This window comes from Bartonella sp. bp_1, from assembly GCF_055808085.1.
This window is the reverse complement of sequence record NZ_CM147851.1, coordinates 357,770-381,140: the sequence shown is the minus strand read 5'-3', so window position 1 is coordinate 381,140 and position 23,371 is coordinate 357,770. Positions and strand designations below refer to the sequence as shown.

The following is a 23,371-nucleotide window of genomic DNA, read 5'->3' as shown; positions in this document are numbered from 1 at the left end:
TATTTTTGTGATCTATATGGCAAATAAAAAATACGCCACAAAAAAGACGAACATTGAAACGAAGGGGCTGTTCACACCCAAACTGTTTACCGTATTACGAGAAGGCTATCACCTTCATAATTTCCGGGCAGATATACTTGCCGGACTGACTGTTGCCATTGTCGCTTTACCACTTTCAATTGCCATTGCTATTGCTTCCGGCGCAACACCGGCGCAAGGGCTGTACACGTCGATTATCGGCGGTTTTATTATTTCCCTTCTGGGCGGAAGCCGCTTCCAGATTGGCGGCCCCGCTGGCGCCTTCATTATTGTCGTTGCCACAACCGTACAAACACACGGCATGGATGGCCTATTACTTGCGACCATCATGTCCGGCATCATGCTTATGATTATCGGCTATCTCAAATTCGGTACCTATATCAAATTCATTCCCTATCCGGTTACAGTCGGCTTTACTTCAGGTATTGCTGTCATCATATTCTCCAGTCAGCTGATTAATATGCTTGGCCTACAGCTTGATAGGCCCGAGCCGGGACCATTATTACAAAAAATTCCGCTCATCTGGACGTTTTTACCGACATTCAATCCGACTTCTGTCATTTTTTGTATTGTCACTATTTCCATCATTATTGGCCTGAAAAAACATGCCCCTAAATTACCTGGCATGTTAATTGCCGTCATCATAGGCGGTATCACCACCGCAATTGGACATTTCGACATTGTTACAATCGGTTCGCGCTTCGGTGAAATGCCCTCCCATCTACCCATGCCGCACATTCCCGCCTTCAGCATCGAAAAAGCCATAGCCGTCTTGCCCAATGCCATCACCTTCACATTGCTCGGTGCCATTGAATCGCTACTTTCAGCCGTCGTCGCCGACAGCATGACCGGACGCCGGCACCGCTCCAATTGCGAACTTGTCGCGCAAGGAGTCGGCAATATCGCCTCGGCACTTTTTTCAGGTATTTGCGTCACGGGTACGATTGCCCGTACAGCCACGAATATCCGTGCTGGTGCCCATGGCCCTGTATCCGGCATAATGCACGCTGTCTTCCTACTTCTCTTTATGCTCATAGCCGCCCCTCTTACCTCCTATATCCCACTTGCAACATTAGCTGGCATTCTGGCGCTGGTATCATGGAATATGATTGAAAAACATGCTCTTGCCGTGCTGTTACGCGCCTCGTGGGGTGACGCGATTGTTTTGCTTACAACTTTTTTCCTGACAATTTTCCGCGACCTGACAGAAGCGATTATCATCGGTTTTGCTCTAGGTGCGTTATTATTTATCTACCGCATGTCCAAAATTGCCGAAGTGATCACCGATTCAGCCTTTGTCGGTGACGATTATCCAGATGACAATAATCCAATGCAGCGTATTTACGATGAAGACGCCCAACGCAAAAGCCAAGTCGTTGTCTATCGGATATCCGGTGTTTTCTTTTTCGGGGCTGCAGCATCAATTGCTTCGGTCCTGGACCGGATCACTGATAATCATAATGCCATTATCATTGATTTTTCCAACGTGCCCTTTCTGGATGCAACCGGTGCCAACACAATTGAAACGCTGGCCACGAAAGCCAAAGCCAAAAATATTCCGCTGGTTTTAACAGGCACATCGCATCAAATCCGGAAAGACCTGATATCACACGCAATCAAACCGCCACTGGTACACTTTGAAACCTCCATTGCCCGTGCCCGAGACAAATATGATGTCAAACCGACTCTGGCAGATTAAAACCACATTTTGCAACATAGGTCATAAAACGGTTACAATTCATGTTGAAAAGCCTTTGCCTACTATTTTTAACGCTTGAAACCACAAAGACAGATTGCACTTTATCGTATTTTATAAAATAAGACATATTCTGCTTACCTTTGCCGAAGGGCGCAACAGATCAACAAATGAGGAATTTTCATGAGTAATACTCTTCAAAAAACCGATACCAGAACATCTTTCTGGCCCCGTTTTCTAATCGGTCTTATTGTTGTCCTCGTTTTGATCGGTGCGACTGCCTTTATCTTCGGCAAGGATTTTTATCAAAAACGCATCGTTCGCATGCTTGCCTTCCAAGGACTGCAATATGAAACACTTGATGTTGACTGGCGCGGCCATTTCGAAGTTAAGAATCTTTCAGCCAAGCTATTTAATCATGCATCCGCAACCATGGCCAGCATGACCGGGCAGATGTCACTTTTGGGCAATAGTACAAAACATGAGGAAATCAAAGATACGGTTATTTCATTTCCTGGCACAAAAATTAGCGTTGCGCGGACAATTACCGAAAACGCCTCGATAGAAATGAAACAGCCCTTGAGCGAAAAAGAAAAAAAAACGCCAAGACTGCTTGCTAGCATGTCACGCATCAACGCCGACAAGCAAACTATGTCGGACATTGTCGTAAAACAGGATATTGCAGGCAACAATCAAACGATCACCTATAGTAATCTTGAATATCAGGACATTAAAAACGGTATTATCGGCAAAGCCACTATCGGCGAACTCACCGCCCATGTCAGCTATGACGATCTGATGGCGCGTCAATCCAATCTTGCCGCGCTGGATATGAAAGCGTCATCATTCACCGTTGAAAAAATCAACATACCTTTCATCATCGATCTCTACATGGATGCCACAACGGAAAAGGACAATCCCTACCACCCAGTTTACGGCGCCTATGCGATGACAAATCTAGATTATACATACCACACTCTTGACGGTACAAAACCGATCATTGAAATTGCAAAAATATCAGGCTCGCAATTCTCTATGCGGCTTTTGCCTTTCCCTCTGACCGACTTCATTACCCAATTTGTCCAAATGAATGGCGACAAAATGGAAAATAATCCGGCACAGGCTGCTGACTTCAGTAACAAGGCACTGGATATTCTCTCGGCTATAGGGCCACTCGATGTAACCGTTGAAGGTCTACATGCAAGCGGCTTTCAGGCAAATGAAAACTTTGATATTGACAACTTTACCTTCAACTACGATGGTACCGCCTCTGATACAAAAATCAGAAACATCAAGTTTAGTGACAACAGCACCAATATGGATATTGATTCCATCGAAGCCAATGGTGTTCAATTTCCACAATTCACGGCTACCATAAAGGAATATTTGGCAAAAATAGCCAATGATCCAACCGATGTCACTTTGAACAATGATACCGCTTTCTCAACCCGTATGGGCTTTGCCTTTGTACCGCATTTCAAGGCTTTTCACATTAACGGCATCAAGGTAGAAAATATAAATCCGGTCAACACGGATACTCCCCAAAATGTTGCCATAGGCGGCATCGACATGACAGCCGAATATGCTTTGGAATCCATTCCGACAGGCATGCGTATCGTGATGCGTGATATGGGGCTTCGCGCCAAAGATTTCGACAAGGGTTTAAATGAAAGTGCCAGCGATATCGCCCCTTTCAACCTCACCGATCTAGGCTATGATATTATCAACACAACGATTACAGCCGATATGGCATGGAACAAAGATACACGTGAATTGAAAGTCAATGAGCTGGGTTATAAAATGGATGATGTTGGTTCGGTGACGTTCAAGGGAACTCTCACTAATGTTGATGCAACCCTGTTTTCCCAAAATCTGAGAATGAATGGTGCCGCCGCCATGGCTATGCATGCCAATGAGGCAACAGTAGCCATTAATTTTGATGGCGTACGCGACAGACTTCTTAATCAATTGACCAAGACAAGTGGCCAAGATAAAGAAAGTTTACTTGATAATACTGCCATGCAGCTCAGCTTTATCACCGGCATCATTATTCCAGGTGATGCAGGAAAATCCTTGAGCAACGCCGGAAAACAATTTATCCGTAATGGCGGCACATTGAACATTACAGCAAAAGCAAAATCCGAACAGGGCCTTAATCTTTATGATCTTATTTTAGCCGAGAAAGACCCGATGAGTCTTTTGGACAAAATCGATCTTAAGGCCCAGACGCTTGGGGGAGAAAAGGTACCGACTTCTCCAGACAGCGCACAATGAGATTATAAAGACAGAACCAACGACAAAAGCGAAAGACAAATTGATGGCCAATTTCGGCAACTGGATAAAATCAACGATCAAACGTTCATTGATCTATATCATTGGCGTAATTGTCATACTGGCAATTCTGGCCGTTGGCGGCTTTTATATGGCCAAGCCATATCTCAATACGATTGTCAGTTCGCAAATGGAAAAACGCAATATCAAGGCCGACAGTGCCGATATTACGATGACTGGCCGCGTCCATATGACCAATGTGGTTGTGCCAGCCCCTGAAGGCATCAAGGTAACAATTGGCGAAGCAACCGCCCGTCCACCGGTCGGCCCACTTTCGGGTGCGGCTACGCTTTATAACCTTGATATTGAAAGGGATAAAATCCATATCCATATACCTGAAATTTCTTTGAATGGTATTGGTGAGCATGGCAAAGATGCCAGTATTGAATCACATGTCCTACAATTGCTGAACCGCTTTTCCCTTTCATCCATTAATGCGCCCACAATAGAAATATCAGTGAAAAAAAATAATGATGAATCTGAAAAAATCCTTATCAAGGACTTCTATCTGTCATCTTTCTCCAAGGGCCGGATCGGTACAATCAGCATTAACGGCATCAACACCAATTTCGATGTTGGTGCTTTGGCCGGCGCTAGCAACGAGCAAGAGCGTTTGATAGCCAAGAGTGACCGTTTGTCGGCACGCAATATCGACATTGCCTATGCCTATAGTATTTTTTCCGGCCGTGCCGAAAAAAACGAAGAAGGCAAAGTTCTCTTTGGCGCTGTCGAATTGAACAATATCAATATCGATTATTTCAATAATACAAAACCAATGGAAGACAGCTCCAAAGTCGCCCTCCACCTTGCCCTTAAAAGCTTCAATTCCGATGGTCTATCCATTAAGAATCCGGGCATTGTGCCGGAAGATCTGCTAAAAGAAATTGCAACAGCAGCTAAAGCCGGCAACGAAACCGATAAGAAAAAATTGACCCGCGATCTGCTGAGCCACCTGCTGGCGTCCATTACATCGATCAATGCCGAAGTTGAAAATGCTGATATTGCCACCCCGAAGATAAAGACCAGCCTAGCCTCCTTCCGCCTTGAACCGAAGCGCTGGAAAAACACCATTCCCGAACAGCTGTTGGTTTCCCTTGACGGTTTGTCTATCGACACCACACAGCTGCCGCATAAGGAGCTAAGCTTCTTCAAGGAAATGGGCTATAACAGCCTTGATGTTTCAGGAAAGCTGGAATTCGACTATAATGCACGTCGGCAGACATTGAATGTCAACGACATGTCCTTTGAAGTGAAGAACATCGCATCCGGCCAACTGACTGCCGATATCAGCAATGTCGAAGAGGCATTATTTTCAGGTAGTGAAACTCAAGCCCTTCAGGCTGCTGAAAAAATCGGCGTAACCAATATTCATATGCAATATCATGATTATGGCTTCATCGACAATTTCTTCAACTACATTACGAAGATTGTCGACGTCAGCAAAGAAGAACTTTATGACGACTTCTACCTTGTCATGACACAAAGTCCCGCCTTGATGCTAAAGGATCATTCGCAAGCAGAAGGCCTCATTAATACACTAGGCAAATTTGCCCGCAAACCGGGTACATTGACGATTGATATCAAAGCCAAAAATAGTACGGGCCTTACAGCGAGCGATTTTCAAGCTGCCATTGAAAATGATCTGAGTGTTCTGCTCAATAAGGTTGATATCAATGCCCAAAGTAGTGAATAGCTTTGCATAGAGCACAGATGAACTTGTCTAAGATTTCATTGTGCCTATAATATAAAATAGGGTGTTTGACCGATAATCGGACGAACAGGTTTCCATACGTTGGTCGGGCCGCCAGCGTACGGAGTTCTATACTATGCCAAAATTGTCACAACATCGCGGTGCCGATCGTACTTTTATTTTAAAAGAACGCGCACTCTCCAATATCGAGCGTCTTACACACACCGAAGCAACAAGCGGTATCATCTTGTTATTCGCCGCGGCTATAGCGCTCATCTGGGCCAATTCAAGCTATGGGGAAAGCTATATTGCATTATGGCATACGCCGCTTTCATTGGCTCTTGGATCATTCAGTATTTCATGGAGTCTGCATTTTTGGGTCAATGACGTTGCCATGACTTTTTTTTTCCTGGTTGCTGGACTTGAAATACGACGTGAAATCCATGAGGGCGCTCTATCGGATATTCGACAAGCCACTTTGCCTATAATTGCTGCAATAGGCGGTGTTATCTTACCCGCTATCCTATACAGCCTGTTAAACGCTGATCCAACCCGCCTTCATGGCTGGGCTGTACCAACAGCAACCGATATCGCTTTCGCCATCGGTGTTCTGGCTTTATTAGGCCGATCTATTCCCGCTAATGTTCGTATTATTCTTCTATCACTGGCTATCATCGACGATATTATTGCCGTTCTGATTATTGCTTTATTCTATTCCGACAACATCGCTTTTTACTGGTTAATATTCACTGCCTTCGGCGTGGTTTTAATTCTAATTTTCCATTGGATCGGCCTTAATATGGCTATTCTCTATGTTCTACCAGCAGCCATAATATGGATCAGCCTGATGAAAACCGGCATCCATCCTTCTCTTGCCGGTGTTATATTAGGTATGATGACACCTGTTTTTGCAGCACGCAGCACCGTAGCTCCAGTCAAACGTGTCCATGACGCCATCCTAGCAATCAATCAAGGTGCTGAAGGAGAAAAACTCACAACTGCACTCAAAAACATACGTATTGGACAACGTGATATGGTTGCACCGATCACACGTATCCAAATGGTGCTGCATCCATGGGTTGCCTATCTTATTATGCCAGTTTTCGCATTGGCCAATGCTGGCATTGTCTTTTCCGGCCTCGATCTTTTACAACATGGCGGTTTTTTTATCCTAGGCGGCGTCAGTCTGGGACTATTTCTGGGAAAACCGCTTGGAATTATTTTAGCCAGCTACCTTGCCGTTAAACTCGGTTTGTGCCGTTTACCTCCTGATGTTAGATGGCAGGATATGTTATTGATCGGCATGCTGGCAGGCATTGGTTTTACAATGGCAATCTTTGTTTCAATGTTAGCTTTCAACAACAGTGATCAACTGGCTGCAGCCAAAACAGGCGTGCTAGTTGGCTCTGCATTTTCAGCTTTATGTGGCTTGGCATATGGCATCGTTTATCGCAAGCAGTCGCATTAGACAGACTCATAAGCTAAAACAAAAAAAGCGGGGCAATACCCCGCTTTTTTTTCAGCTAAACGCTATTGTAATTAATTGTTTTTTTTAACGGCATGTGTCGGTGCACCATTAGCAACATAATATGGCACATCCACTTTAGCCAAAGGCTTACGACCACGAATGACATCAGCAAGCTTTTCAGCAATCATGATCGTCGGCGCATTGAGGTTACCGGTCGTGATACGTGGCATAATCGAAGCATCGACAATGCGCAGCCCTTCCATACCGTGTACTTTACCTTCACAATCGACAACAGCCATATCATGATAACCCATCGCATTGGTACAAGATGGGTGATAGGCTGTCTCTGCACGATTACGCACGAAATCATCCAGCTCTTTATCCGATTGCAAATCAGCAGTTGGCGAAATTTCCGCACCACGGAACTCATCCAATGCCGACTGGCTGAATATTTCACGTGTAATGCGGATGGCCGCTCTAAATTCACGCCAATCATCGGCATCCGACATATAGTTAAATAGAATGCTCGGATGATCGTTGGGGTTCTTCGTTTTGAGGTGAACACGACCACGGCTCATCGAACGCATCGAGCCAACATGGGCCTGGAAACTATGAACCTTAATCGGATTGGTTCCATTATAGTTCACGGCAACAGGCAGGAAGTGATATTGGATATTCGGCCATTCGAAATCATCATGTGAACGAATGAAGCCACCAGCCTCAAAATGGTTGGAAGCACCGATCCCCTTACCTAAAAACAACCATTCTGCACCAATGAAGGGCTTATTATATGCACGTGCGGCTGTTGCCAACGTCACCGGCTTGGTACATTTCCACTGCATATACATTTCAACATGGTCCTGCAGATTGCTACCGACACCCGGAATATCGGCAACAACAGCAATATCCAGACTTTTCAACAAATCAGAAGGGCCAACACCAGAGCGTTGCAGAATCTGTGGCGAAGCTATAGCGCCGCCACAAAGAATCACTTCCTTGCGGGCATGTGCTTCATTGACTTCTGATCCCTGCAACCAACGCACACCAATCGCACGTTTGCCATCAAAAAGAATACGATCGGTTACAGCACGAGTCTTAATCGTCAATGTATCGCGCTGGCGAGCAACATCAAGATATCCGCGCGATGTCGAGCAACGACGTCCAAACGAAGTCGTTGTACGATCCATCGGACCGAAGCCTTCCTGACTGTACCCGTTGAGATCATCAGTCCGTTTATAACCGGCCTGAACACCAGCTTCAACCATCGCGTGAAACAGGACATTATTACCCTGTTTCGGAGTGGTCACATGCAATGGACCGCTATCACCATGATAATCATTACCACCAATATCGCGTGTCTCAGCTTTTTTGAAATAAGGCAGACAATCGAGATAACTCCAATTTTCTAGCCCTTCCATCTTGGCCCAATTATCATAATCAAGTGCATTGCCGCGAATGTAGCACATGCCGTTGATCAAAGATGAACCACCGAGTCCTTTGCCGCGACCACAATCCATACGCCGATTATTCATATGCGGCTCGGGATCAGTTGCATAAGCGTAATTATAACGTGTTCCCTGAAGCGGCATAGAAAGTGCAGCCGGCATCTGGGTACGGAAATCGAGACGGTAGTCAGGTCCACCTGCTTCCAGAAGAAGAACGGTTGTGCCCGTATCTTCTGTCAGGCGTGCAGCAAGTACGCTGCCGGCAGAGCCTGCCCCGATAATAATATAATCATATTCCTGTTTGCTTGACATAACGTCCTCCTGATACACCGCCGCTTACATTGATGGCGGCGTCAAACTTTAAAAAAACAAAACGCCGGCCTTAAAAGACCGACGCAAAATCTCCCAATTCAACTTGGATCGATTTGATTTGTGTGTAATGGGCAAGTGTAGCCAGACCATTTTCACGTCCCACACCTGACTGTTTATAACCACCAACCGGCATCGGTGCGGGTGACTCACCCCATGTATTGATCCAACATATCCCAGCCTGCAGACGATGGATAACACTATGGGCAAGAGATACATCCCGTGTAACGACGCCAGCTGCCAGACCAAAAGTCGTATTATTGGCGCGCTCGACAGCCTCATCAACGGTTTCATAACTCAATACGCTCATCACAGGACCGAAGATCTCTTCACGAACAATGGTGTGATCATCACGACAATCAGTGAAAATCGTCGGCTGTACATAGGCACCTTTGGCGAACTCACCACTGGTCTCACGTCCACCACCACATAAAAGACGCGCACCTTCCTGTTTGCCCAACTCGATATAACGCAATACATTTTCCATATGCTCAAAGCTGACCATCGGACCGAAATTGGTATTCGGATCAACCGGATCGCCCATACGAATATGTTTAACGCGTTCAAGCAAACCCGCTTCAAATTCCTTTTTCATTGCAGCCGGTACAAACACACGCGTTCCATTGGTGCAAACCTGACCGGAGCTATAAAAATTGGCCATCATCGCCACATCGACAGCACGCTTGACATCGGCATCAGGCAAAATAACAAGCGGCGACTTGCCACCCAACTCCATTGTAACATCTTTCAACGACGAAGCAGCGGCATTCGCCATAACTTTCTTGCCCGACTCAACACCGCCCGTGAATGAAATCTTGTCAATATGCGGATGATCCGTCATGGCTTGGCCGACAATACGTCCCGGCCCCTGTACAACATTGAAAACACCATCGGGCAGACCGGCTTCTGTAAAGATTTGTGCCAGAATAAGCGCCGTCAAAGGTGTAACTTCGCTGGGTTTAAAAATCATCGCATTGCCTGCAGCCAAAGCAGGAGCAGCCTTCCACATGGCAATCTGGATCGGATAATTCCATGCACCAATTGCACCGATCACACCCAAAGGTTCACGGCGTGTATAAAAGAAACTGCTATCACGCAGTGGATATTGTTCGCCTTCAATAGCAACGGCCAAGCCCGCATAATATTCAATTACATCAGCGCCGGTAACAATATCGACTGCTGACGTTTCCGAATAAGCCTTACCGGTATCATGAGTTTCGACCAAAGCAATTTCGTCATTACGCTCACGCAGAATAGCCACAGCACGGTTCAGGATACGAGAACGTTCAACACCCGTCATCGATGCCCAGACCTTTTGCCCTTTTTGCGCGGCAATCACAGCACGATCGACATCTTCGGCAGATGCCATTTGCACTTCAGCAATAACCTCGCCATTAGCAGGATTCTTTGTTGTAAATGTCTTACCGCTGGTCGCATCGACGAAACGACCGCCAATATATAATTTTTGTAGGGGGTAAAGTGTCATTTTTTATTCCTTATGCAAGAGCTGAAGGTGCATTTTGCACCAAAAACTGATCAAGATATTGATGAGCAAGACAACGGCCGCCATCAAAAGAAAAATCCGAAGACAAAGCTAAATGAAGCCATAGCCCGTCAATCAGAGAAGCCAGCGTACGTGCGGCATCAAGAGCAACGTCTTTCGAAACAAGTTTACTGAACTGCGCATAGAGAGATGAAAAAAGCACATACTCGTTCACACGCTGCAACCGCTTGAGTTCATCATCATAAAGGCTGGCAACCCAGAAATTGAGCCATGTCTTTATGATAGCGCGATTGTTCTGGCTGTTATGGAAGTTGCTATCAATAATCACCCGTATCTGGGCCACCGGATCATGCCGATCTATCGTTTTTTGCAGACTTTCGGCCGTGATTTTCAAATCACTCATAATTTTACGCATGGTGGCATAAAGAAGGCTTCTTTTATCGCCAAAATAATGCGCAACCAATCCGGCGGAAATACCAATTTCACCAGCAATCTGGTTTAAAGACGCATCTGCTAGACCGACCCGGTCGATGATAGAGCAGGTTGCCGCAACAAATTGTTCGCGTCGTTCAGGCGCGATCTCCTTGCGTGGCTTTTTTATCGCTTTTCCCATCCCTGTCCATCCTGACATAACCCGATTGGTCTTTTATTTTCATACCTTTGGTTTACTTAACCGAAGCTCGGAAATATGTGCATCTCGTTATAAACACCTCTTCAATCCAAAGATGTGTTTTGTATCTTGCCACTTAATGCCTTTGATGGCATTTTGGCGAAACACATTTTGTTGATTGTACGTTCAATCAATGAAAAAGTATAGCTCAAAAGCATAGATTATTGGCTTAAAAGCAAATAAAAGGACATCGACCCTTGGGAGGGAATGTAAAAATGTCAGCGCATCAAGCCGGTGAAGGCAAAGCTCATCACCATGAAACACCGAAACTCAATAAATTTGTTTTCTTCAGTTCTGCCATAAGTGTCATCGTCTTTTCGACACTCACAGTTATTTTCCCTCAGGAAAGCTCTTTTCTGCTCAACTGGGCGCAGCAATTCGTCTCTGATACATTAAGCTGGTATTATACATCGCTGATTATCGTATGTGTTATCTTTGTTTTCTGGCTAGCATTTTCAAAATATGGGCACATTACACTAGGACAAGAGGGAGAAAAACCCGAATTCAGCTATACGGCCTGGGTAACAATGCTGTTTTCAGCCGGCATCGGTATCGCCTTGGTCTATTTCGGTGCTTACGAACCTCTCGACCATTTTCTTAATCCCCCAAGCGGCCCAACTGGTACAGCTGAAGTTGCCCAACATGCCATGGTTATCACTTTCCTGCATTGGGGCATTCATGGTTGGGCGCTCTATGCATTGATGTCCACGGTACTTGCCTACTATGCCTATGTCGAACAGCGTCCTCTGGCCTTGCGTACAGCACTCTATCCCATTTTCGGAGAAAAGCTCACCAATGGTATCGCCGGTGATATGGTCGACGGTTTCGGTATTCTGGCAACAGTTGTTGCTATGGTTACCAATTTGGGCATCGGCGCCCTGCTGGTCCATTCCGGTTTAGTAGACTTTTTTGGTATTTCCGATAGCCTGGGTATGCTGATCACGCTTATTATCATTATGATGGTTGTAGCAACCATTGTTGCCGTAATCGGTATTGAAAAAGGTATTGCCGCCCTTTCAAAGGTCAATATTATTCTACTTTGCCTTTTGCTTGCCTTTGTTTTTCTGACCGGCCCAACCTTCCATATTATGGACGGCATTGTACAAAATATCGGCGACTATCTAAACGGCTTCGTCAAAATGAGCTTCAATCTCTATATTTTCGAGAATGCCAATAAATGGCGCGGCTTGTGGACGATTTTTTATTGGGCATGGTGGATTGCATGGGCACCTTTTGTCGGCCTATTTATTGCCCGTATTTCTAAAGGACGCACCATCAAAGAGCTTATTTTCGGCGTTTTGCTGGTACCATTGGGTTTCACGCTTTTGTGGCTCTCCATCTTTGGGAATGCTGCCATCCACATGGTCTTTATCGAAGGTATGAAAGATCTCGGTACAGCTGTCGTTGCTGATCCGCAAATGGCAATCTATCGCTTCCTCGAATATCTGCCTTTGCCACAAATTACCGTATGCTTTGCCATTCTGATCAGCTTTGTTCTGTTCTTGGCACCAGTCGATTCAGGTAGTCTGATGATTTCGAACCTCGCTATACGCACAGATGATCCTGAAGTAGAATCACCCATATGGCTGCGTATTTTCTGGTGCGTAGCCACGACAGCCGTTACCATAGGATTATTCTTGTCGGGTAACTTTACCGCAATCCAAACTGCTGTCGTACTATGCGGCCTGCCATTCTCGTTTGTCATTATTATCTATATGATGAGTCTGGTTAAAAGCCTGCGTTCCCGTCCATAAACAAAACAAAACGGCTCCTTAACGGAGCCGTTTTACAAGATATATCTGTTTATTTCAGGAACAGATGAAATCACCTGCAACTTTTTCTATACCAGCTTCATCAAGCGCATAATGGGCATAAAGATGTGTTGGCGGCGCGATAAGTGCATACGTATCTTTAATGCCATGTCTCAGCAGTTTTTTACCACCCCCCTCATCGCCCAAAACTTCAGCAATTGCCGAACCGAGCCCCCCTAAAATATTATGCTCTTCCACACTCATCAACTTGTTTGATTTTTGGGCTGCTTCCAATATCACCTCACGATCAATCGGCTTGATGGATGCCATATCAACAACACCAACAGACAGGCTTTGAGTACGCAAATTCTCGGCTGCTTTCAATGCAGGGTGAACGGTCGCACCACAAGCAAAAATTGTTAGATCATCACCAAAGGCATGAATATGTGCCTTGCCAAATTTGAAAACAGGGCGCTTTTCATAAATTACCGGATCACGTCCACGTCCAATGCGAAAATAAACCGGTTTGTCATAATCAGCCGATGCCTTGATAGCAGCGATGAGCTGCTCACCATCAGACGGTGAAACAACAGCAAGATCAGCAATCGAACGCATTGTACCTATGTCTTCAGTTGCATGATGGGAGGTGCCATAAAAGCCGAGTGAAATACCGGTATGATGGCCAATGACACGAACCGGTTGTGCCGAATAGGCAATATCCATCCGTATCTGCTCACAACATAACAAGCCGACAAAAGAAGCAAAGCTCGCTACAAACGGCATGACGCCACATGTCGCCATACCAGCTGCGGCTGAAATCATATTCTGTTCGGAGATACCAAACTGGAAATAGCGTTCAGGATAGATGTCGGCAAATTTATTCAAGCCATTGGAATATTGCAAATCTGCCGAACCTGCAACAACCGGATAACCTTCCTTGACGAGTTCGATCAGTCCGTCGGAAAGATATTGAAGACCGGGATTCTTTGCATTGAGCTGGCGATAATGCCATGAATTCTCGGATAAAGCCTGGGACATCTTAATTCTCCATTGCCTTGATTTCCTCAACCGCATTTTTACCATCTGACGGATCAAGATAACCGAGATGCCAGCCCGGTTCTGTTTCCATATAAGAAACGCCCTTACCTTTTACCGTTTTGGCAATCAAACAAGCTGGTTTTTTACGTATCGTATCGGCTTTGATACGGCGCAAAATTTCCGTCACGGCGGCTACATCATGACCATCAACTTCGTAAACATCCCATCCGAATGAGCGCCATTTATCATCCAAAGGTTCGATTGAAATGACATCATCGACAGCACCGTCCAGCTGATAGCCGTTGCGGTCAACAATAGCGACCAGATTGGAAACCTTATTGTGGCCGGCATTCATCGCTGCTTCCCAAACCTGTCCTTCCTGCATCTCGCCATCCCCCAACATAACAAATACATGAAAGTTTTTGCCCGTAATACGTTGGGTCAGGCACATACCAAGCCCGTTGGACAAAGCATGACCGATCGAACCAGATGAGAAATCAATCCCTGGAACCTTCCGCATGTCTGGATGATCTCCAAGCGGACTGCCCAACCGGGTATAATGATCAAGCCATTCATTTGGAAAAAAACCGAGATCTGCCAGAATCGGAAAAAGACCAACCGCTGCATGGCCCTTGCCCATCAAAAAACGATCACGATCTTCCCATTTAGGATCGCCTTTCTTAAGCGTCATGACATCATAATAAAGACTGGCAAAAATTTCGGCCGCAGAAAAAACAGACGTATAATGACCCGTTTTAGCGATCTCGATGAGACGAACTGTCTCAAGACGGACAAACTCAGCCTTTTCTTTCAACAAGCGGACAATTTCATCGGATGGCATATACGTGTTTTTTAATACCGAAGCACTATGTTTATTGGTATCGGAAGACATGATTATCTCTCTTTCAAACATGAAATGCATCAATCATGAGTAGGCTTCCGGAAACAACCGGAACACCTTTATCAAAGCCTGCATGTTATGCGACTTTTATTTTTCACCTTTGACAACTGTATTGCCGACTTTGACCCAAAGAGCCATGATCGTGCCGATGATGACAATTACTGTCACAACCCAAAGGCCTGACGATGCAATACCGGTATATTTTTCGGTATAACCCAAAATATAGGGCCCAAAAAATCCACCGAGCTGGCCTACCATATTGACCATGGCAAGACCACCGGCAAGTGCCGCCCCTGAAAGACGGATACCGACATTGGCCAAAATCAAAGGTTGAACAGTTTGTGTAGCCGCATAGGCAAAACAGAAACCGATTATGCTAACAATAGGTGCCACAAGACCGGTCAGATAACTTTCCGAAAGAAGCGCAACAACCAGACCGATAGCGATAAGACCGGTAAGACCGACAATCCATTTGCGCGTCTTGTCTGCTTTCACCATTAACGGCACAACCCACAGACATATACCACCAAAAATATAAGGAACAGAAGTGATCAGACCAACTTCAAACTTGGTCAGAGCTGTACCCCAGCTTTGGACAATCGCCGGCAGAAAGTACCCCAGAGAATAAACACCAATAACAATCGTGAAAAATACAATCGCTGTCAAAATGATCTGCTTATCAAGAAGTGCCTCCTTCCAGTTGCGGTTACCCGCTTCACTAGAACCCTGCTCGTCCTGCATGGCAATATAAGCTTCCAGATTACGAGCCTCTTCTTTATCAAGCCACTTAGCCTCGGTCGGACAATCGGGCAAGGTTTTTAAAATGAAGAGGGCCAGAATAACGGAAGGCAGCCCCTCCATAATAAAAAGCCATTGCCAACCGTTAAATGAACCCAGTCCATGCATACCCACCAGAAGACCGGCAAGTGGATTGCCGATCACATTGGCAATCGCTGCCCCCATCAAGAAAATACTATTCGCACGACTACGGTCGGCGTGAGGGAAAAAGCGGGTGAGGTAATAGATAACACCAGGATAGAAACCTGATTCAACAATCCCCAATCCCAGACGGATAAGATAGAAATCCATAGGACCGCGGATGAAAGCTGTACCAACGGATAATATCCCCCATAACAGCATGATAATGCCAAGACAACGACGTACGCCAAAACGGTGCATCACCAAATTGGTTGGCACCTGGAAAAAAGCATAAGTCAGAAAGAATAAACCGGCACCGGTACCATAGGCGACAGCATCAATCCCCAGGTCATATTGCAGCTCGGCTTTGACCATACTGATATTGGTACGATCAAGAAAATTCATGATATAACCCAAAACCAGAATGGGCAAAATCCGTTTAAAGACAAGGGATATAGTGGCTCTCGACGGTAAAACCGGATTCCCTATCGTATTTTTATTTATTTCACTCATTTTCTTTTCTTCCCTTTCCCCAGTAATCTGCCCGCTACTCGCCTTTTAAAATCCGGGCTAATATTTATAAAAAAAGTATCCTACCGTGCTGCAAGCCATGCACCCGTCAGCTTTTCAAAACGTGTTGCCATATCGGTAATGGCAGTCTCGTCATCAATCTTGCCTGCAAGCCATTTCTCGGCAGCCGCCATAAACAATGTCCGCCCCACAGCAAAGCCGCGGACAAGCGGAATATCAGCTACCGCATTGAAAACATGGACCAAATTCTCCTCAGATTCGGCAAGCCCCAACAACACGACACCCCGACAATAGGCATCATTTTTTACAATGACATCGCTGATCTTTTTCCAGCTTGTTTTATTGGCCTGTGGTTCAAGTTTCCACCAATCAGGCTTGATACCGACGACATAAAGTTCCTCCAGAACACAGGCAATTGTATCTTCCTTCAAAGAGCCGTTTTTACCGGCGATAATTTCGACCATCAATTCACGGCCAATTTTACGGGCGGCTTCATAAAGGGTTCTCAATTTGGCGATCTGAAGATTTTTTAACTCCACCGGATCATCAGGATGATAAAAGCACAATGCCTTGATGCAATGATGTGTCGGCCATTCGACCAGTTGCGAACCAATGTCCTGCGAATATTCAAATTGCAAGGGACGACTACCGGGATACTCTACAGGACGCCCTATCCAGTCGATCTTGGCCTTGGCGGCATCAAACATGGCTTTATGTCCATAACGCTCATCCAGCAACATACCATAACCGGCACGTCCTTTGGCGACATGTGCAGCAGCCCTCACCGCAAGCCGCTTGAAATCGGCAATTTTTTCATAAGGAGCACCAACACGATCAGCCACATCTTCCAATTGACTGCGATGATCAATTGCAAAGGCCATTATGCGCGGAAAATCATGCGAACGCGTTGTAACCCAATGTAAATGGGACAACATCTCATCATGGCGCAAAGCTTTTTTATGAGAACCATGGGTAAGAAAATACTGCATTTCTTCAAATGTCGGGATTTCCGGCGAACACAGCAATCTCGACACGGCAAAGGCACCACAGGCGTTGGCCCAGGTTGCACAGGTGAAAAGATCCTCACCTTTAAGCCAGCCGCATAAAAAGCCAGACATAAAGCTATCGCCCGCACCTAAAACATTATAAACCTCAATCGGAAATCCTTTTCCGACAATCCCTTTTTCCAGATCATCAGGAATAGCACCATCATAAACAATACAACCAATAGGGCCACGTTTGAGAACAATTGTTGCATTGGATAAACTACGGATGGCATGAAGGGCAGCAAGAAGATTCTGTTCGCCCGATGCGATCATCACTTCTTCTTCTGTGCCGATAATCAGATCACAGTCAGGCAACACTGTTTTCAAACAATTGGTAACACGTTCAGAAGCGATATAACGTTGATCGCCATCGGCAATGCCGGCAAGCCCCCAAAGATTAGGACGGTAATCAATATCAAAAATAACCTTGCGGCCATATTGCTTGGCCAAACGAATAGCTTTTTTCTGGGCAGCTTCCGTATTCGACGTGGAAAAATGTGTCCCGCTCACAAGTATAGCGGCGGAAGAAGCAATAAAAGCTTCATCAATATCATCTTCACACAAAGCCATATCGGCACAGTTTTGACGATAGAAAAGAAGAGGAAAATCTTCATCATTCTCGACACCGAGAATTGCTAACGCTGTCAAGCGTTCCTTATCAACCACGATGCCCTTAGTTGAAACACCTTCACGCTGCATCTGCTCAATAATAAAGCGCCCCATCTGCTCGTTGCCGACGCGGGTAATCACCGCAGATTTTAGTCCCATACGCGCCGCACCGATCGCAATATTTGACGGACACCCACCTACCGACTTGGCAAAGGATGCCACATCCTCCAGACGCGTTCCGATTTGCTGGCCATAGAGATCAATAGATGAACGCCCAATGGTAATGACGTCCAATACTGTATCGCGTGATTTATCCATAGAAGCCTCCCCATCCCCTTTAAAACATAAATTATGTTCTATTTTAATTATAAATAGAATTTTTTTTCTAAAAAAACAAGTGCAATCTCTTTGTTTTTCACAAAGATCGCTATTTGGAATTGCAATCTTTGAAAACAAAAAGCTAAAGCGATATAAATCCTCAAAACGAGAATGACGATTACAGGGAACATGGATGAACAAGCAAAACAACATAACCTTAGAAGCGCCTAAAACGATAGACGAACTCCATCAACGGCTGCTCACTCTGACACCGGATCTACCCAAAAGACTAAAACAATGTGCCGATTACGTCATCCGCGCACAAAACCGGATTGCCATTTCCACTATTACTGAAAGTGCTGTGGAATGTAATGTTCCCGCATCAGCCTTTGTCCGATTTTGTCAGACATTGGGTTTTTCCGGTTACTCCGAACTTCAAAAACTTTTACGCATGTCGCTATCCAATGAATGGCCCGATTATGGCAAGAGATTGGAAAAATTACTTGATACCGATTATGAAAAAAGCGCGTTCTTTCTGGCTGAATTTGCAGATGCCGGACGCAAATCACTTGAAAATCTCATAAAGACTGTTGATCAGGATCTAATGGATCGAGTAGTCAGTATTCTTGCCAAGGGCGACATTATACACATTGCAGGGTTTCGGCGTTCTTTTCCCGCAGCCGCCTATCTCTATTACTATTTCGAAAAAATGAATATTCCCGCTTTACTGCATGATAATGCAGGCGCTTTGGGTGCACACCAGACAATCCGTAAAAATGATGTCTTTCTGGCAATAACGTACAATCCTTCAGCCCAACCCGTTATCGATCTGATTGAAAAGGCCTATCAAAATGGTGCGAAAATCGTTGCTATCAGCGATGCGGTCAATCCACAATTACACCGGTTCTCGCCAATCATAATGCCGGTGCGCGAAGCAGAATATGACTCATTCCGCACCCTGACAGCCACAATGACACTGGCTATTTCTCTAGCCGTCGCAACCGCAGCCGCACGCAAACAACAGAAAGCAAAGCCTCAAAAAAAAGAACCTACTCCCATTCAATAGTACCGGGGGGTTTAGAAGTTACGTCATAGACAACCCGATTAATACCGCGCACTTCATTGATGATACGGGTAGCGGCGCGCCCAAGAAATTCCATATCATAATGATAGAAATCGGCAGTCATGCCATCGACAGACGTTACCGCACGAAGCGCACAGACAAATTCATAAGTGCGCCCGTCACCCATCACACCGACAGTCTGGACCGGTAGCAACACGGCAAAAGCCTGCCAGATTGAATCATACAAACCGGCCTTACGGATTTCATCAAGATAAATCGCATCGGCCTCACGCAAGATATCAAGCTTCTCGCGGGTAATACCACCCGGACAACGAATAGCAAGCCCCGGACCAGGGAACGGATGACGTCCGATAAAATGTTCCGGCAAACCAAGCTCACGACCAAGAACACGCACTTCATCCTTGAAAAGCTCGCGTAGAGGCTCAACCAATTTCATATTCATACGTTCCGGCAAACCGCCGACATTATGATGGCTCTTGATCGTGACCGAAGGGCCGCCGGTAAAGGAAACACTCTCAATCACATCCGGATAAAGCGTGCCTTGGGCCAAGAATTCGGCACCGCCAATTTTTTTAGCCTCCTGTTCAAACACCTCAATAAAGAGGCGGCCGATCGTCTTACGCTTTTTCTCAGGGTCAGACTCACCCTCCAAGGCACCGATAAACATATCGGATGCATCCACATGCACCAGCGGTATATTATAGGTTTCCTTAAACATCGAAACCACTTCCTGCGCTTCGTTTTTACGCATCAGACCATGATCAACAAAAATACAGGTCAACTGGTCGCCAATGGCTTCATGGATCAGTACAGCGGCCACAGAAGAGTCAACACCACCTGAAAGCCCGCAAATGACCCTACCCTTGCCAACCTGCGCACGAATGGCAGCAATTGACTGGTCCCGATAGGCCTTCATCGACCAATCCCCTTTAAGACCTGCAATCTTATGAACAAAATTCGAGAGCAGTTTGGCTCCGTCGGGCGTATGGACAACCTCTGGATGAAATTGCACGGCATAGAAACGACGTTTTTCATCGGCGATCGCTGCATAAGGCGCACCCTTTGATGTTGCGATTACTTTGAAGCCTTCCGGCAAGGCCGTTACACGATCACCATGGCTCATCCATACCTGATGCTTGCTACCCTTTTCCCAAACCCCCTCAAAAAGAGCACTATCTTCCTCAATATCAAGAAAAGCACGGCCAAATTCACGCTCATGTCCGGCTTCAACCGCGCCACCCAATTGCGCACACATGGTCTGCTCACCATAGCAGATACCAAGCACAGGAATACCGGCATCAAAAATCGTCTGCGGTGCACGCGGACTACCAATATCAACCGTCGAATGAGGAGAACCGGAAAGAATAACGGCTTTGGGCTGGATACGTCCGAATGCCTCTTGGGCTAACTGGAAAGGAACAATCTCGGAATAGACACCCGCTTCACGCACACGTCGGGCAATGAGCTGGGTGACCTGTGAACCAAAATCAATAATCAGAATGGAATCGGGATGAACGCTCGTCATTAAACTGCCATTAAAAAACTTTTTAAAAAATGATATCCGATCTATGAAGGAGAATAACTTTTTTCGCAAGGGTAAGGCACGATGACTTTTGTAATCCGCACAGAAACAGATAAGGACAGCATCGAAATCTATCAATTGATTAAAACCGCCTTTGAAACAGCAAATGTACGCGATGGCGATGAACAGGACCTGTATAAACGCTTGCGCAATAGTCACGCCTATATTGTACAGCTATCGCTTGTTGCAGAAAACAACACCATGCTTATCGGCCATATGATGCTGACCCGCTTCAATATCAAACGCGACAATTTTCCGGCATTGCCTTCGCTGCTTCTGGCACCAGTCAGTGTGCAATTGGAACATCGCAATCAACATATTGGCTCGGCGCTGATCAAAGAAGGTATTAAACGTGCCGAAGAAATGGGTTTCAAGTCCATTATCGTACTCGGCGATCCGGACTATTATAGCCGTTTCGGATTTCGCCCAACAACAGATTTCAATATAACGTGCATGCAGGACATTCCTGCCCGCTACGTGCAAGCACTCGAACTTACTCCTGATGCATTGCGCAATATCACAGGGAAGATTGATTTTGATCTCTAGAAAACACGTATTAGGATTGCTTGTTGCCACTTCTATGGGTACCTGTCTCCATGCGCTTGACGCAGCACCCAAAGCAATACAGCCAACGATACAAGTCAACACGAAAACACTCTATGACTACGCCGGGCACGAAAAGGGTGAAGCAGATGATGACTTTGACACCGTCTACCGCCTTAAAACCGGCACTTATATAGTCGAGGAACGCCAACAAGAAGTGCAAGGCTATTCACCTGGAATCCACATCGGCACGGATACGACTTTGCGTATTGAACCAAAAGCCTATCCTGCAAACGGTGTATTATATAACCCATTAAACATTCTGCTCGACGGCGGAAAGATGGCTGTCATTGCCCATGGGAAAAATAATGTTTCCCTTTATCTTGGCCCTACAGACAGTGTTTTTTCAAGCGGCGAGATCAACTTGCAGGCACAAGATGCTATTGCCGTTGAATGTGAAAGTGCTCATACAGTCCAAATTCAAAACAACATAAAAGTCCGCATGAATATTATGGGAGGCATCGGCTTTTCATGTGCAGGTATGACACGTACAAAATTTATTCAATCCGGCACCAGCCTGATCGATATCAATGTGGGCAATAAAGGCCGAGGCATGGATTTTGATGGAGGTGATCTGGTAGAAGACGCCGCAGAATACAGGCAAAAAGATGGCCGTCTTATCATCAAAGCCGACAATGCAACCGGCCTTGCTTTTGGCTCAGAGACCATATTTACGCAGCAGGGCTATTTGCGTGGCAATTCTGTCAATGGAGGGAGTATTCTTGATTTTAGCACTGGTCTCTATCAAAGTCATTTCGACCAAAATGGTCGCGGACAAGCGGAACTGACAACCAAGGGAAAAAACTCAACGGCATTTTTATTTAATCACGGCGGAGGATTTAGCCAATCGGGCAACGCCAAAATGCGAATAAATATCGATGATGGCGCCACCGGTCTTATTGGCAATACACGGTTTGATTTCAAGCAAAGCGATAACGCCCGTATCGAAATGCTAATCAAAGGTGACAATAGTATCGGCTTCCATATTACCCCTGCCGGTTCATTTGTTCGTCAAACCAACTCTGCATCCATGACATTGACCGTAAATGGTAAAAATACTTATGGATTTTATATCGCCCCAGAAAAAACTGAAAACGAGCAAACCGATAAAGACGACTTTTATGACATGACTTTCTCGCAAGCCGATAATAGCAGTCTGGAATTCAATGTCGGCAGTCATGCTACCGGATTCTATATGCAAGGCTCGACGTTCGAAAAGACAGGCGGCGTTCTCCAACTCAATACAACCGATATAACGGCACGCGCACTCTATTTTGAAAATAGCAACTTCAACCAAACTGGTGGCGAGGTGGTGCTTAATATTTTCTCACCCGCCCGCAGGAGCGTTAAAGAAAAAGAGACAAACATGCCCGCCCCCCCCCTTGTTATTAAGGGAAAGGCGCAATTTGGAGCCAATGCGATTATAACATTAGAGCGCATCTGGAGTCCGCAATCTGTAATGTCAAAAGCCTATGACACACCTTTGATGGCAATTGATGGCCCCGTCAGCATCGATAAGGGAGCGCGCTTTTTTGTATCAAATGCCATCTGCCAACAGTTCAACCCTACACAAACAGGACATCACCGCCTGATATTGGTTGCCAGCCAAATAGCAATAGACGGAGACTTTACATTAAACTTTCTTGGCAAGCCGACGAGCCGCCACGAACCGATTGATGAAAAGCTGCAAACATGTCGACTGAGTTTGGAAAAAGGACAAAATGGAAAAGTGTTATTTCTGGATATAGCGGCCAAATGAGATTGGCAATAAAACACTA

At 45.7% G+C, this 23,371-nt stretch carries 16 protein-coding genes; 8 read left to right on the top strand and 8 right to left on the bottom strand.

Annotation, left to right across the window (positions count from 1 at the left end):
• Positions 1-16: 16 nt before the first annotated feature.
• The 4 genes from ACYZ97_RS01915 to nhaA all read left to right on the top strand — a co-directional run bounded on the left by ACYZ97_RS01915 (position 17) and on the right by nhaA (position 7,224).
• The gene (locus tag ACYZ97_RS01915) at positions 17-1,738 is read left to right on the top strand and encodes a SulP family inorganic anion transporter (protein WP_473299817.1); all 1,722 of its coding nucleotides are present in this window, start codon (positions 17-19) and stop codon (positions 1,736-1,738) included.
• Positions 1,739-1,918: 180 nt separating this feature from the next.
• A complete protein-coding gene (locus tag ACYZ97_RS01910; RefSeq protein ID WP_473299816.1) occupies positions 1,919-4,009 on the top strand; it encodes a hypothetical protein in 2,091 nt (696 codons plus the stop codon).
• A 43-nt stretch (positions 4,010-4,052) separates the two neighbouring features.
• A complete protein-coding gene (locus ACYZ97_RS01905; protein WP_473299815.1) occupies positions 4,053-5,759 on the top strand; it encodes a hypothetical protein in 1,707 nt (568 codons plus the stop codon).
• A gap of 133 nt (positions 5,760-5,892) precedes the next feature.
• Entirely contained in the window at positions 5,893-7,224 is a 1,332-nt protein-coding gene (nhaA, locus tag ACYZ97_RS01900; RefSeq protein WP_473299814.1) for a Na+/H+ antiporter NhaA, read from the top strand.
• Between the two features lie 71 nt (positions 7,225-7,295).
• Here nhaA and betA read toward each other — a convergent pair whose 3' ends face one another.
• The 3 genes from betA to betI form a co-directional block, all read right to left on the bottom strand.
• Positions 7,296-8,981, bottom strand: coding sequence for a choline dehydrogenase (betA, locus tag ACYZ97_RS01895; RefSeq protein ID WP_473299813.1), 1,686 nt, complete (start codon positions 8,979-8,981; stop codon positions 7,296-7,298).
• Positions 8,982-9,051: 70 nt separating this feature from the next.
• Positions 9,052-10,524: a betaine-aldehyde dehydrogenase gene (gene betB / locus ACYZ97_RS01890; RefSeq protein WP_473299812.1), complete on the bottom strand. Its 1,473-nt coding sequence runs from the start codon at positions 10,522-10,524 to the stop codon at positions 9,052-9,054.
• 10 nt (positions 10,525-10,534) lie between these two features.
• Positions 10,535-11,155 (bottom strand): transcriptional regulator BetI, encoded by a 621-nt coding sequence (gene betI, locus ACYZ97_RS01885; RefSeq protein ID WP_473299811.1) that lies wholly within the window; start codon positions 11,153-11,155, stop codon positions 10,535-10,537.
• Between the two features lie 272 nt (positions 11,156-11,427).
• Here betI and ACYZ97_RS01880 point away from each other — a divergent pair, with 272 nt between their 5' ends.
• Positions 11,428-12,966, top strand: coding sequence for a BCCT family transporter (locus ACYZ97_RS01880; RefSeq protein WP_473299810.1), 1,539 nt, complete (start codon positions 11,428-11,430; stop codon positions 12,964-12,966).
• 54 nt (positions 12,967-13,020) lie between these two features.
• On the opposite strand, the gene ACYZ97_RS01875 is transcribed toward ACYZ97_RS01880, so the two are convergent.
• The 4 genes from ACYZ97_RS01875 to ACYZ97_RS01860 all read right to left on the bottom strand — a co-directional run bounded on the left by ACYZ97_RS01875 (position 13,021) and on the right by ACYZ97_RS01860 (position 18,324).
• Positions 13,021-14,001: a transketolase family protein gene (locus tag ACYZ97_RS01875; protein WP_473299809.1), complete on the bottom strand. Its 981-nt coding sequence runs from the start codon at positions 13,999-14,001 to the stop codon at positions 13,021-13,023.
• 1 nt (position 14,002) lies between these two features.
• Positions 14,003-14,893 (bottom strand): transketolase, encoded by an 891-nt coding sequence (locus tag ACYZ97_RS01870; RefSeq protein ID WP_473299808.1) that lies wholly within the window; start codon positions 14,891-14,893, stop codon positions 14,003-14,005.
• Positions 14,894-14,989: 96 nt separating this feature from the next.
• Positions 14,990-16,333 (bottom strand): MFS transporter, encoded by a 1,344-nt coding sequence (locus ACYZ97_RS01865; RefSeq protein ID WP_473299807.1) that lies wholly within the window; start codon positions 16,331-16,333, stop codon positions 14,990-14,992.
• Positions 16,334-16,413: 80 nt separating this feature from the next.
• Positions 16,414-18,324 carry a bifunctional 5-dehydro-2-deoxygluconokinase/5-dehydro-2-deoxyphosphogluconate aldolase gene (locus ACYZ97_RS01860; protein WP_473299806.1) on the bottom strand — a complete coding sequence of 637 codons (1,911 nt, stop codon included), beginning with the start codon at positions 18,322-18,324 and terminating at the stop codon, positions 16,414-16,416.
• Between the two features lie 193 nt (positions 18,325-18,517).
• Here ACYZ97_RS01860 and ACYZ97_RS01855 point away from each other — a divergent pair, with 193 nt between their 5' ends.
• Positions 18,518-19,390: a MurR/RpiR family transcriptional regulator gene (locus ACYZ97_RS01855; protein WP_473299805.1), complete on the top strand. Its 873-nt coding sequence runs from the start codon at positions 18,518-18,520 to the stop codon at positions 19,388-19,390.
• Here ACYZ97_RS01855 and guaA read toward each other — a convergent pair.
• Positions 19,374-20,933 (bottom strand): glutamine-hydrolyzing GMP synthase, encoded by a 1,560-nt coding sequence (guaA, locus tag ACYZ97_RS01850; protein ID WP_473299804.1) that lies wholly within the window; start codon positions 20,931-20,933, stop codon positions 19,374-19,376. The two genes, ACYZ97_RS01855 and guaA, sit on opposite strands and share 17 nt — an antisense overlap.
• 81 nt (positions 20,934-21,014) lie before the next feature.
• Here guaA and ACYZ97_RS01845 point away from each other — a divergent pair, with 81 nt between their 5' ends.
• On the top strand, positions 21,015-21,536 hold the full coding sequence (locus ACYZ97_RS01845; protein ID WP_473299803.1) for a GNAT family N-acetyltransferase: 522 nt from the start codon (positions 21,015-21,017) through the stop codon (positions 21,534-21,536).
• Positions 21,526-23,352 (top strand): hypothetical protein, encoded by a 1,827-nt coding sequence (locus tag ACYZ97_RS01840; RefSeq protein WP_473299802.1) that lies wholly within the window; start codon positions 21,526-21,528, stop codon positions 23,350-23,352. The genes ACYZ97_RS01845 and ACYZ97_RS01840 overlap by 11 nt, the downstream gene beginning before the upstream one ends.
• The last annotated feature ends 19 nt before the right edge of the window (positions 23,353-23,371 follow it).

What these genes read in the sequence shown, in the direction of transcription:
- ACYZ97_RS01915 (WP_473299817.1), top strand. Translation starts at nt 17, where the DNA reads ATGGCAAATAAAAAATACGCCACAAAAAAGACGAACATTGAAACGAAG.
- ACYZ97_RS01910 (WP_473299816.1), top strand. Translation starts at nt 1,919, where the DNA reads ATGAGTAATACTCTTCAAAAAACCGATACCAGAACATCTTTCTGGCCC.
- ACYZ97_RS01905 (WP_473299815.1), top strand. Translation starts at nt 4,053, where the DNA reads ATGGCCAATTTCGGCAACTGGATAAAATCAACGATCAAACGTTCATTG.
- nhaA (WP_473299814.1), top strand. Translation starts at nt 5,893, where the DNA reads ATGCCAAAATTGTCACAACATCGCGGTGCCGATCGTACTTTTATTTTA.
- betA (WP_473299813.1), bottom strand. Translation starts at nt 8,981, where the DNA reads ATGTCAAGCAAACAGGAATATGATTATATTATTATCGGGGCAGGCTCT.
- betB (WP_473299812.1), bottom strand. Translation starts at nt 10,524, where the DNA reads ATGACACTTTACCCCCTACAAAAATTATATATTGGCGGTCGTTTCGTC.
- betI (WP_473299811.1), bottom strand. Translation starts at nt 11,155, where the DNA reads ATGGGAAAAGCGATAAAAAAGCCACGCAAGGAGATCGCGCCTGAACGA.
- ACYZ97_RS01880 (WP_473299810.1), top strand. Translation starts at nt 11,428, where the DNA reads ATGTCAGCGCATCAAGCCGGTGAAGGCAAAGCTCATCACCATGAAACA.
- ACYZ97_RS01875 (WP_473299809.1), bottom strand. Translation starts at nt 14,001, where the DNA reads ATGTCCCAGGCTTTATCCGAGAATTCATGGCATTATCGCCAGCTCAAT.
- ACYZ97_RS01870 (WP_473299808.1), bottom strand. Translation starts at nt 14,893, where the DNA reads ATGTCTTCCGATACCAATAAACATAGTGCTTCGGTATTAAAAAACACG.
- ACYZ97_RS01865 (WP_473299807.1), bottom strand. Translation starts at nt 16,333, where the DNA reads ATGAGTGAAATAAATAAAAATACGATAGGGAATCCGGTTTTACCGTCG.
- ACYZ97_RS01860 (WP_473299806.1), bottom strand. Translation starts at nt 18,324, where the DNA reads ATGGATAAATCACGCGATACAGTATTGGACGTCATTACCATTGGGCGT.
- ACYZ97_RS01855 (WP_473299805.1), top strand. Translation starts at nt 18,518, where the DNA reads ATGAACAAGCAAAACAACATAACCTTAGAAGCGCCTAAAACGATAGAC.
- guaA (WP_473299804.1), bottom strand. Translation starts at nt 20,933, where the DNA reads ATGACGAGCGTTCATCCCGATTCCATTCTGATTATTGATTTTGGTTCA.
- ACYZ97_RS01845 (WP_473299803.1), top strand. Translation starts at nt 21,015, where the DNA reads ATGACTTTTGTAATCCGCACAGAAACAGATAAGGACAGCATCGAAATC.